This window comes from Flavobacterium glaciei (assembly GCF_003350545.1).
In the GTDB taxonomy this organism is placed as follows: Bacteria; Bacteroidota; Bacteroidia; order Flavobacteriales; family Flavobacteriaceae; genus Flavobacterium; species Flavobacterium glaciei.
Window position 1 is genome coordinate 151,628 of record NZ_QQBA01000003.1, and the last position, 12,423, is coordinate 164,050.

The 12,423-nt window shown below is 34.1% G+C and carries 7 protein-coding genes; 5 read left to right on the forward strand and 2 right to left on the reverse strand.

Going from position 1 to position 12,423, the window contains the following annotated elements:
* Window positions 1–117 precede the first annotated feature (117 nt).
* The 5 genes from DFR66_RS04160 (at window position 118) to DFR66_RS04185 (ending at window position 10,479) form a co-directional block, all read left to right on the forward strand.
* The gene (locus DFR66_RS04160) at window positions 118–3,858 is read left to right on the forward strand and encodes a UvrD-helicase domain-containing protein (protein WP_114753590.1); all 3,741 of its coding nucleotides are present in this window, start codon (window positions 118–120) and stop codon (window positions 3,856–3,858) included.
* Window positions 3,859–3,905: 47 nt separating this feature from the next.
* Window positions 3,906–5,099 carry a glycine C-acetyltransferase gene (kbl, locus tag DFR66_RS04165; protein ID WP_114753591.1) on the forward strand — a complete coding sequence of 398 codons (1,194 nt, stop codon included), beginning with the start codon at window positions 3,906–3,908 and terminating at the stop codon, window positions 5,097–5,099.
* A 133-nt stretch (window positions 5,100–5,232) separates the two neighbouring features.
* On the forward strand, window positions 5,233–6,666 hold the full coding sequence (locus DFR66_RS04170) for an OmpA family protein (protein ID WP_114753592.1): 1,434 nt from the start codon (window positions 5,233–5,235) through the stop codon (window positions 6,664–6,666).
* A gap of 63 nt (window positions 6,667–6,729) precedes the next feature.
* Window positions 6,730–9,507, forward strand: coding sequence for a PD-(D/E)XK nuclease family protein (locus DFR66_RS04175; protein WP_114753593.1), 2,778 nt, complete (start codon window positions 6,730–6,732; stop codon window positions 9,505–9,507).
* 300 nt (window positions 9,508–9,807) lie between these two features.
* The gene (locus DFR66_RS04185) at window positions 9,808–10,479 is read left to right on the forward strand and encodes an ATP-binding cassette domain-containing protein (protein WP_114753595.1); all 672 of its coding nucleotides are present in this window, start codon (window positions 9,808–9,810) and stop codon (window positions 10,477–10,479) included.
* Here DFR66_RS04185 and DFR66_RS04190 read toward each other — a convergent pair.
* Together DFR66_RS04190 and DFR66_RS04195 are read right to left on the reverse strand one after the other, a co-directional pair.
* Window positions 10,476–11,258, reverse strand: a complete 783-nt coding sequence (locus DFR66_RS04190) for an alpha/beta fold hydrolase (RefSeq protein WP_114753596.1) — start codon at window positions 11,256–11,258, stop codon at window positions 10,476–10,478. The genes DFR66_RS04185 and DFR66_RS04190 overlap by 4 nt on opposite strands.
* A gap of 214 nt (window positions 11,259–11,472) precedes the next feature.
* A complete protein-coding gene (locus tag DFR66_RS04195) occupies window positions 11,473–12,273 on the reverse strand; it encodes a TIGR00266 family protein (RefSeq protein ID WP_114753597.1) in 801 nt (266 codons plus the stop codon).
* Window positions 12,274–12,423: the final 150 nt, after the last annotated feature.

The window sequence follows — 12,423 nt, forward strand, 5'->3', positions numbered from 1 at the left end:
GCCTTCAAAAGGCTACCAGCTTTATAAAAGGATTTCCACTTCTATCAGGGCTAGGGATTTGGGATATTAGGGCGCTAATTCTAATTTAGAAATCGTAATTTATTAAACAACATCAATTTGGAACCTAAAATAAATCCAGTTTCGGCTCCCTTCCCTTCGGGAGGGAAGGGGAAACCTTCCTTCTCCATATACGACGCATCAGCCGGCTCTGGAAAAACCTATGCGTTAGTAAAAGAATATTTAAAAATTATTCTTGTTGCTAAGAAAAATGATGCCTATCGCAACATTCTAGCTATTACGTTTACCAATAAAGCGGTCCACGAAATGAAATCTCGAATTGTAGGAAGTCTTTCTGAATTTGCGAAAGATGAGCCTAGCGAGAAAGCTCAGGATTTAATGCAGGATTTAGTGAACGGCAAACGAAAAGAAAATAATCCTGAAGAATGGAGTGAAGAGCCAATAGGACTTTCTATCATTGAAATAAAAACTAAGTCGAAACAAATCATCAAGCACATTATTCACAATTATGCTGCTTTTGATATTTCGACCATTGATAAATTTACGCATAAAGTGATTCGAGCTTTTGCACACGATTTAAATTTACCTATGACTTTTGAAGTCACTTTAGATACTGAAAATTTATTGATAGAAGCCGTCGATGCTATCATTGCTCAAGCAGGAGAAGATCAAACATTAACTAAGCTCCTCATTGATTTCACAATGGAAAAAACCGATGATGATAAATCTTGGGATATTTCACGTGAAATTCTTGAAACAGGCCGTTTGGTTCTCAACGAAAATAATAGAAACGAAATCACGCATTTTCAAGATAAATCTATCGCTGAGTTTGTCGAAATCAAAACCAAACTTTCTGAAGCCTGCAAAGACTTAGAAAAGCAAACAATTGTTTTTGCAGAAGAAGCATTGACCTTAATAGATAAAAATGGAATTGATGTAAAATCTTTTTCCAGAGGCACTTTTCCAAATCATATTAATAGCATTCAGCAAGGAAAATTCAATCCTAAGAATAAAATGTTTCATGAGTTTGATGATATTGCAATCAATAAAACGGCAAAAGATCGAGCGATTATTGAGAATTTGATCCCTGAATTTTTGCAAATTCTGACTAAAGTGTACACTGCTTTCGAAAAGATAAATTTTTACAAAGCGTTCCTAAAAAACATTACCCCTTTGTCATTGCTGAATACGGTTAGTAATGAATTAGCCAAAATTCAGGAAGAACAAAATGTACTTTCTATATCGGAATTTAATGCCATTATACACCGGGAAATCCAAAATCAGCCAGCACCTTTTATATATGAACGATTAGGCGAGCGCTACCGTCATTTTTTTATTGATGAATTTCAGGATACTTCTGAAATGCAATGGCAGAACCTGATTCCGCTGATTGATAATGCGCTTTCCGGTCAGGATGATTTTGGAGTAAAAGGAACTTTGATGATTGTGGGCGACCCAAAACAATCTATTTACAGATGGCGTGGCGGAAAAGCGGAACAATTTATTGAATTAAGTAAAGACCAAAATCCGTTTAGCAATCCCGATAAAAGATTGGAACATTTAGACAAAAATTATCGTTCTTATTCTCAGATAATTGAATTTAATAATGATTTTTTTAAATTAATTTCAAATGAATTTGAGCATCCAGATTATAAAGATTTGTATGAAAACCACAGCTATCAAAAAACGAATAATAAAAAAGGAGGTTATGTTAATATTTCTTTCATTCCAAAAGTAGAAACTTCGGAAGATCCCGACGCTTCGGGAGAAGAGACTTTAGATAAAACGGATTTGTATGTTTTAGCCACTTTAAATACGATTCAAAAAACTTTAAAAGAAGGGTTTCAATACAAAGACATTGTGATTCTGACCAGAAAACGAAGCCAGGGAATTGCGATTGCGAATTTTCTAACCGAGCAAGGAATTCCACTTTTGTCATCGGAAACTTTGATGATTCAAAATGCCACCGAAGTTCGATTTATTATTCATGTATTGAAATACTTAAAAAACAGCTCTGATTTAGAATCGAAAGCCAATTTTCTTCAATATTTAGCGCAAATCAGTAAAGACATATTGCCGATTCATGATTTTATTGCTCAAGGAATGGCATTGCATAAAGAATCTGAATTTGAAACGTGGTTACTCAGTTTTAATGTTTCTCTTTCGTTTCAAAACATTCGAAAAAAATCATTGTATGAAGCTGTAGAAACTATAATAAGTAAATTCCTCTCCCCTCCCGAAGCGTCGGGACTCTCCAAAGGAAAGGGTGACGGAATAGTTAGTAGTGTGGATAAATTAGGATATATGACGGGTGGTAATTATTCTCATCTTTTGATAGAAAAAGCAAAAGAAATGCGAAAGCAGCCCACGCATGCTGAGAAAGTTCTTTGGATGGAGCTTAATTCTAAATCACTGGAAGATTATAAATTTAGGCAACAACATTTGATAGATGATTTTATTGTTGATTTTGTTTGCTTGTCCAAAAAACTAGTTGTTGAAGTGGATGGAGAGTATCATTTTACTGAAGAACAAGTTCAGTTGGATAATTATAGAACAATTACTTTAAATAAATTAGGCTATAAAGTCATTCGATTTACCAATGAGCAAGTAGTAAAGAGTATTTCAGAGGTTTTAAAACGAATAAAAGAAGAATTAATTCAACAAGAAGAAATTCAATACTCCAACTTATCGGTTTCGTCTCCCTCCCCTTCGGGGAGGGCCGGGGAGGGGAATGCCTACGTTCAATACTTCTTAGACATTGTTCTGGAGCGCGACATTCGTAATCAAGCAGGAATTTCAGACTTCTTAAATTTCTGGGATAAAAATGCAGAGAAATTCAGTATTCCATCGCCAGAGGGAACTAATGCTGTACGAATTATGACGATACACAAATCGAAAGGATTGGAATTTCCAGTTGTTATTTTTCCTTTTGCAGAAGAAGATTATTCCAGAAAACCAAAAGATAAATTATGGATTAATGCTTCAGAACAAGATTTTGGTTTGCCAAAAGTGTTGATTGATAACAGCAGTGCGGTAGAAGGGTTTGGAGATGAAGCTGCCGTGGTTTACAATCAAAAAAAGCAGGAAGAATTATTGGACAATATCAATGTTTTATACGTTGCTTTAACCCGAGCGGAGGAGCAGTTATATGTGATTTCAGACATGAATTTATCCAGTAAAGGGGAATTTCCGAAGAATAATATGTGTTCATTTTTTATTAATTATTTGGAACACAAAAGTGGATTCGATGAAAATAAATTGGAATATGAATTTGGAAATACAGCGAAACTTTCTTCAGTAAAACAACATGTTGATACTTCAAAAAAAATCCCTTTTGTTGCAGAAATTCTAAATCCAAAAAATATAAAAATTGCACAGCGAGAATCATTAATGTGGGGAACTCAACAACAAGAAGCTATTGAATATGGAAATGTAATACATGAAGTTTTGTCTTTTGTGAAAACTAAAAATGATGTTGATTTAGCAATTACAAAGGCAATCGAAAACGGTTTGATTAATTTTGGTCAAAGAGAAACTGTTTTTAATACGATTAAGGAAATTGTTAACCACAGTGAATTAGAAATTTGTTTTGCAGATGGGAATGAAGTTTTGAATGAGCAAACTATCATTCAAAAAGAGGGCAGCATTATAAAGCCGGATCGTATGGTTTTGACAAATAACAATGAAGTTTTATTATTAGATTATAAAACAGGTACGCATAATGTAAAATACCAACAACAATTGGAAAATTACCAAAAAGCAATTGAGTTAATGGGATATAAAGTGATAAAAAAAGCACTTATTTATATCGGAAAAGAAATCGATGTAGTAAATTTGTAGCCTAAAAAATGAATAATTCGTAAAATTGAACTTTAAAAACATATAAAATGTACGGAAAAATAAAAGAACATCTTCAGGCAGAATTGCAAACTATAGAGGATAATGGGATTTTTAAAAAAGAACGCATTATTACTTCTCCTCAAGGAGCAGAAATTACTATTTCTACAGGAGAAACCGTTCTGAATTTTTGTGCCAATAATTATCTTGGATTGTCATCTCATCCAGAAGTAGTTCAGGCTGCAAAAGATGCCTTAGATACGCATGGTTTCGGAATGTCATCAGTTCGTTTTATTTGTGGAACTCAAGATATTCACAAAACATTAGAGAAAAAAATATCAGAGTTTTACGGTTTAGAGGATACAATTCTATACGCAGCAGCTTTTGATGCTAACGGTGGAGTTTTTGAACCTTTATTAGGGGAAAACGATGCGATAATTTCAGATAGTTTGAATCACGCTTCTATTATAGATGGTGTTCGTTTATGTAAAGCGGCTCGTTATCGTTATGAAAACAGTAACATGGAAGATTTAGAACAACAATTAATCAAAGCTACTGAAACTGGAACTCGATTTAAATTAATTGTTACTGATGGTGTTTTCTCTATGGATGGATTAGTTGCGCCGCTAGATAAAATTTGTGATTTAGCCGATAAGTATGACGCAATGGTTATGGTAGATGAATGTCATGCAGCTGGATTTATTGGCGCAACTGGAAAAGGAACTCTCGAGGCAAAAGGTGTAATGGGAAGAGTAGATATTGTTACAGGAACTCTTGGAAAAGCGCTTGGTGGTGCTATGGGAGGATATACTACAGCCAAAAAAGAAATTATAGAAATCTTGCGTCAACGCTCCAGACCGTACTTGTTTTCTAATTCTTTAGCGCCAGCAATTGTTGGTGCATCTATAAAGGTATTTGAATTATTAGAAAAGGATACTTCATTGCGTGATAAATTGGAATCGAATACGAATTATTTCAAAGACGGGATGAAAAAAGCTGGTTTTGATATTATTGATGGTGATTCTGCGATAGTTCCAGTTATGCTCTATGATGCAAAATTGTCACAAAAAATGGCAGATGAGTTGTTGAAAAAAGGAATTTATGTCATTGGATTCTTTTTCCCTGTAGTACCGAAGGATAAAGCGAGAATTAGAGTACAATTGTCAGCAGCGCATACAAAAGAGCATCTAGATAAGGCTATCAGTGCTTTTGTTGAAGTTGGTAAAATGCTAAATGTTATATAATTTTAACATGAAGTTGTATAATTTCCACTTTTGGTGGTTTTTGCAGGTTTTTTTTAACATTTAGTTTTGTAGTTAAAAATTTACGCATTACTTTTGTTAACAATTAACATAATTATAATCAAAAAAATTAAGTATGAAACATCTCAACAAACTTTTAGTTGCTGTAATGATGGTCATGGGATTAAGTTCTCATGCACAAGACAGAAATAATCCATTTGCAATATCTTTTGGAGTTAATGCCGTAGACACTAAAGCTAGTGCTGAAGGAGGACATAATTGGTTAGATCAACATTTCTCTCAGCCATTTGCAGTTAAAGACAACTGGAATATTCTTCCTACTGCATCTTATATTAGCGTGTCTAGTTACATTGGAGATAATTTCTCATTTGGACTGTCGGGTTCTGTGAATAAGATTAATAGGTTTGTAAGATTTGATCCAACTGCAGTTGGTCATGATTCACGTGGATACGTAGTAAATAATCCTGGAGATTTGATGTATTATGGTATTGATGCGACTATTAAATATAGTTTAATGAATATGATTAATTCTAAAGTTATTGATCCTTCTCTATCCATTGGTGGAGGTTATACTTTCCTTGGAGATAGTAGTTTTGGAACTTTAAACCCTGGTGCTGGTTTAACTTTTTGGGTTACTGAAAATGTAGGTTTAGAACTTACTACTAGATATAAAAAATCATTTGGTGAGAGAGAAGATGCTTCAGGAGCTCCAGATGCTCCATCTCATTTTCAACATTCAGCAGGTCTTATTTTCAAATTCGGAGGTAAAGATACAGATGGAGATGGAATCTATGATAAAGATGATGCTTGTCCAGAAGTTGCTGGTTTAAAAGAATTCAACGGATGTCCTGATACAGATGGAGATGGAATCCAAGACAGTGCTGATGATTGTCCAGAAGTTGCGGGTTTAAAAGAATTCAACGGATGTCCTGATACTGATGGAGATGGTATAGCTGATAAAGATGATGATTGCCCAGAAGTTGCTGGTTTAGCTTCATTGAGAGGTTGTCCTGATACTGACGGAGACGGAGTAGCTGATAAAGATGATAAATGTCCTACTGTTGCAGGTCCTAAAGAAAACGCAGGTTGTCCTTGGCCGGATACTGATGGAGATGGTGTTTTAGACAAAGATGATAAATGCCCAGAAGTTAGAGGTACTGTTGCTAACCAAGGTTGTCCAGAAGTTTCAGAAGAAGTTCTAAAAACTTTAAATAACTACGGTAAAGTAATCTTATTTGATTCTGGTAAATCTTCTTTCCAAAAAGGAACTTACACAGTTTTACAATCAATTACTTCAATCTTAAAAGAATATCCTTATTCAAGATTCATAATCGAAGGTCACACTGATAGCGATGGAAGTAATGAACTTAACCAAACTTTATCTGAAAACAGATCGGCTGCTGTTAAGAACTATTTAATTGAAAACGGTATCGCTACTGATAGATTAAGATCTACTGGTTTTGGAGAAACTAAACCAATTGCAACTAACAAAACTGCAAAAGGAAAAGCTGAAAACAGAAGAGTTGAAATTTCTTTAATCAAAGAATAATTTCCTCAAAATATTTATAGAAAACGCCTCGATTTATCGAGGCGTTTTTTTTATTTTTATAAAATGACAAACATTACTTTCTTAGATAAAATAGCTACAGTTTTAATAGAAAAATATGCAACCCGTTTTTCGGATACAATCGTAGTGCTGCCAAATAAGCGAGCTAAAATATTTCTTATTGAAGCTTTAAAACGTCAAGTTACTACTAATGTGTTTGCTCCAGAAATCATTAGCATTGAGGATTTTATTCAAGATATTGCGGGTATACGCACTATTGACCCTATTGAGTTGCTATTTGAGTTTTATGAAGTATATCTTTCTATAACTGATAAAACTAGCCAACAAACCTTTGAACTGTTTGCCAACTGGGCCAAAACTTTATTGCAAGATTTCAATGAAATAGATCGGTATTTGTTAGATCCTGCACACGTCCTCTCTTATTTAAAAGATATTGAAGATATCAAAAAATGGGGAATTGAGGTAGAAAACAAAACTCCCTTGTTAGAAAAGTACATTGATTTTTGGAAATTATTGCCCACTTATTACCAAAATCTGTACAGTCATTTGCTAAAAAAAGGAGTGGGTTACCAAGGATTAATTTATAGAGAAGCAGTTTTTAATTTAGTTCGTTTTTCTGAAACAGTTCAGAATAAAAAGTATCTTTTTGCGGGTTTTAATGCTTTAAATGCTGCCGAAGAGAAAATAATTCAACACCTAATTACTAATGAGCAAGCTGAAATTTTTTGGGATGTAGACCAAACGTTTCTCAATGATCCGTATCATGATGCAGGACTTTTTGTGCGAAGATTTAAAGAAAATTGGAGACATTATAAGGTAAACCCTTTTGAATGGATAGTGGATGATTTTTCGCAAACTAAAAACATACATGTTATTGGAACACCTAAAACGATAGGTCAAGCTAAAATTGCAGGGCATATTGTAGAAAATGAAATTCTTGAATCAATAACAGCTGAGGCTGCTGGTAAACTTGATAAAGTAGCTGTAGTATTAGGTGATGAAAATCTCTTGGCGCCACTTTTATATTCGTTGCCATCAACTGTTGGCGCTTTAAATATTACAATGGGTTATTCCAGCAAGAATAATCCAGCTCAAATCTTGATAAGTAAATTATTTAAGATGCATACTAATGCACTTTCTAGAAACGCTAAGAGTTATGTTTTGTATTATAAAGATGTTTTAGATATTCTAACACATCCTTTGGTTGAACCCTATGCCAGCACCAGCGCATTGGTAAAAATTATCAATCAAAATAATTATACGTTTATCATGCATCATAAATTGATGGAGTTACAAGTTGAGCCTAGTGAATTGTTTTTGTTATTATTTCAAAAATGGGAAAGTGGATCGATTCCTGTTTTAGAAACTATTTCTAAATTATTGCAAACCATAAAAGAGAATTTAAGCAACGATAATGAGGAAGAAAAAATTACAAAGGCCTTTGTTTTTGCTATTTTTAAAGTGATCAATAAACTAATAAACTACTATTCTAAACATGAACATATTGATAAAATAGAGACACTTTATGCTATTTATAAGCAGGTTATTGACTTGGCTGAAGTTTCCTTTGAGGGAGAGCCATTGAACGGTTTGCAAATTATGGGAGTTCTCGAAAGTAGGGTTTTGGATTTTGATACGGTCATTGTCACCTCTATGAATGAAGGCAAATTCCCTGCAGGCAAATCTCAGAATTCTTTTATTCCCTATGATGTGAAAAGAGAGTTAGGATTACCAACTTTTAAAGAGAAAGACGCTATTTACACCTATCATTTTTATCATTTGCTACAACGTGCTAAAAATATTTATTTGCTGTATAATACAGAAAGTGAAGGATTAGATGCTGGTGAAAAAAGTAGGTTTATAACGCAACTGGAAGTTGAAAAACAAAAAAATCATACCATTACGCATGAGATTTACAATGCCGTTTTACCAGATACGGCGTACCAACCTATAGTAATTCCTAAGTCAGAAAGTGTCATGCTGCGATTGAAAGAAATTGCTGAAAAAGGATTTTCGCCATCGGCATTAACGAGTTATATCCGCAATCCGATTCAGTTTTATTTCCAAAAGATTTTACGCATTAGCGAAGTGGAAGAGGTGGAAGAAAATATTGCTTTGAATACGCTGGGAACCATTATTCACGAAACCTTGCGTGTTTTATACGAACCATTTATTGATAAATTTATTTCTGAAAGTGATATTTTAAATTGTTTCAAACAAATAGATGATGAGGTACTCAAGCAATTTAAACTTGTTTACAAAGAGGGCGAAATCAAAAAAGGACGGAATTTATTAGCCTTTGAGGTAGCCAAACGGAACGTTTCTAATTTCTTGAAAGTAGAATTAAAAACCATTAAAAATGGTGATGCAATCAAAATTATTGCGTTGGAACAAACTTTTGAACGCATGTTAGAGCATCCTAGTTTGCCTTTTCCAGTGCTAATTAGAGGAAATGTGGATCGCATTGAAGAGCGAAATGGCATTATTAGAATCATCGATTATAAAACGGGAAAAGTGGATAAAGCGAATGTGACTTTAAAATCTTGGAACGGACTCACTGAAGACATTAAAAGTGATAAAATCATTCAAGTGCTTGCCTACGCTTTTATGTATGAAACCGAAGCAAAAGGAAAACCGATTGAAGCTGGAATTATCTCTTTCAAAAATCTAAAAGCAGGTTTCTTACCTTTTAATTTTAAAATCGATAAAGAAGTACAAACTACTATTTCGACTGAAATGCTGAATAATTATCTGGAGCAATTGGTGTTGCTTTTGAGTGAAATTCTCGATGAGAATACGCCTTTCAAAGAAAAAATAATTTAATTAATATACTATCAGAAAATTAAATAATAGTTACGAGTTTTACAAAAGTACTTTGGCTATAAACATTGCTATAAGTGCTGTGGCAGGTGTTTTTGGAGGTTTTGAAATCTTTAAATATGTACTGTTATTTTTTGGATTTTTCATTAGTCTTTTGATTAAAGAAGTAAATGCTAAAAACGAATACTTGTTTTATTGCAACAACGGTCTTTCAAAAATTCAGGTTGTTTTTTATTCATTTCTGATTAATTTTTTCTTTTCGATGATCTTCATTCTTGTTGTGAACGTTATATTGAATTTCATATGACAACAAGTATTTTAGAAGTAGATAGCGTACAAAAACAATACAACGGAAAAATTATTCTTTCGGATGTGTATTTGAAATGTGAAACGGGAACTGTTCTTGGGCTTTTGGGTCGAAACGGTTCTGGTAAATCTACATTATTGAAGATTATTTTCGGAATAGAATCAGCTGATTTTAAATTTGTTCGGGTTGGTGGAAAAGTGCTGTCAAAAACAAGTGAGCTGTTAAAAGAAATTAGCTATTTACCTCAGGATTCGTTTATTCCAAATTCTTTTTCAGTACAAAAAACTATTCAATTGAGCATTGCCAAAGCCAAAGTAAAAGATTTTTTTGCAGATGCCATGATACAGTCTATGTTGGGTAAAAAAATCAAACATTTGTCTGGTGGGGAATTACGGTATCTAGAAATTAAATTAATCTTGAACAATGATTCAAAATTTGTGTTGCTTGATGAACCATACAACGGCTTGTCGCCCATTATGATTGAAAACATAAATGTATTAATCACGAACATGTCTGCTACAAAAGGCATTTTGATAACAGATCATAATTATGAAAATGTGATTAAAATTTCTACCAAACTAGCGTTAATGAAAGATGGGAAAATGCATCATTTAAAAGATAAAAACGAACTCATTGAAAAAGGATATTTAAAATTTGGTATGTTCTAAATACTTTTAAAAAATGACAATAGAACAGCTAATAATTCGTCTTGATTTTCTATGTGGCTCATGTGTCCATCAGGAAAAGTGATAAGTTGAACTGCCGTGTTTTCTATTTGTTCCTTGGTTTCTTCATAATTCAAAACAGGATCTTTTTCTCCTAAAATTAAAAGTTTCGGAAAAGGCGTAAGGTGCAGCAATACTTCTCGATCTTGCCTGATTTTCATGCCCTCTAGTGAAGCAACAATTCCTTGCAAGGGCGTTTGTAGTGCCTCTTTTTTAACGTTTTCAATTGTGGTAGCTAGTCGCTCTCTATTGTTTTCGCTGAACAAATTAGCAATCGAAAGCGAAATGAAATTTACAAAAGATTGTTTCACGGCTTTGATGGCGCGGTCTCGATTTTTTTTGCGCTCTTCACTGTCGGCTCTCGCTGTTGAGTTGAGTAAAACCAATCCTTTTACAGTATCTGAATACAATTCGGCGAAAGCCAAAGCCACGTAACCTCCCATTGAATGCCCTACAAAAATAGCTTTGCGAATGCGCAATTCTGATAAAACGGCATGAACTACGTCGGCATTGTCCTCCATGGTATGCACATATCCCAAACATTCTGTGGCGCCATGACCCAATAAATCAATGGTTATGACGCGATTCTTTTTCGCCAAATTTGGGACATAAAAATCCCACATGCTTTTGTTTTCCAGAAAACCGTGGAGTAAAACAATGGCCGTTCCTTTTCCTGCATCGGTATAGGAAATGGTGGTGTTTTTAAAGAGGATTTGTTTCAATTTTGAATTCTTTTAGCAGGTACAAAACTAAAGCTTTAATTTTTTCAAAACATATAAGTCAAGTAAGTTTTAGATTTTTTTGGATGAATATTGGTGATAGCCGGAATAAAAAAAATAAACATATAAGTCATGTAAGGTCACTTGTTCATTTCATTACAATACTTAAATGACTTATATGTTAAAAAAAAGCTCCCATTTCTGAGAGCCTTAAGTTTTAAAATCTGTTATCGCCGTCTATCAGTCGGCCTAAACCGCCTAATAAACTGCCTTCGTCACGGCTGCTTCCGCCTGCTCTAGGTGCCGATGCAATGATTCTGTCGGCAAGGCGACTGAAAGGTAAAGATTGAATAAATACGGTTCCTGGTCCGCGTAATGTAGCGTAAAATAATCCTTCGCCACCAAAAAGAGAATTTTTGATTCCGCCTACAAACTCGATGTCATAATCTACATCTTTTGTGAATCCTACTATACAACCGGTATCGACTTTTAGGACTTCGCCTGCGGCTAATTCTTTTTGGGCTAATGTTCCTCCGGTATGTACAAAGGCCATTCCATCACCTTCGATTTTTTGCATGATAAAACCTTCGCCTCCAAACAAACCTGTTCCCAGTTTTTTAGTGAATTCGATTCCTACTGATACGCCTTTGGCCGCACATAGGAAAGAATCTTTTTGGCAAATGAACTTACCGCCATATTGCATCAAATCGATTGGAATAATTTTCCCAGGATAAGGCGATGCAAATGACACTTTACTTTTGGTATTGTTTTGGTTGATGAATGCGGTCATAAAGAGACTTTCTCCAGTTAGTACTCGTTTTCCAGCGCTGAGTAGTTTGCCAAACAATCCGTTTTCTTGACCAGAACCGTCTCCAAAAATGGTTTGCATTTGGATGTTGTTGTCCATCATCATAAAACTTCCGGCTTCGGCAACGACAACTTCCTGAGGATCTAGTTCTATTTCTACGTACTGCATTTCTTCGCCATAAATGTGGTAATCGATTTCGTGTGCTTGCATGATTTTTATTTTTTATAATTGTTTTTTACCATTAAGAAATTAAGTTTCATTAAGAATGAGTGCTTTATTTTTCTTAATTTCTTAATAGTTTAAATTACATATTGAATATACTTTAAAAAATAGTTGTTATTTAAAATATGTCGGAACGGT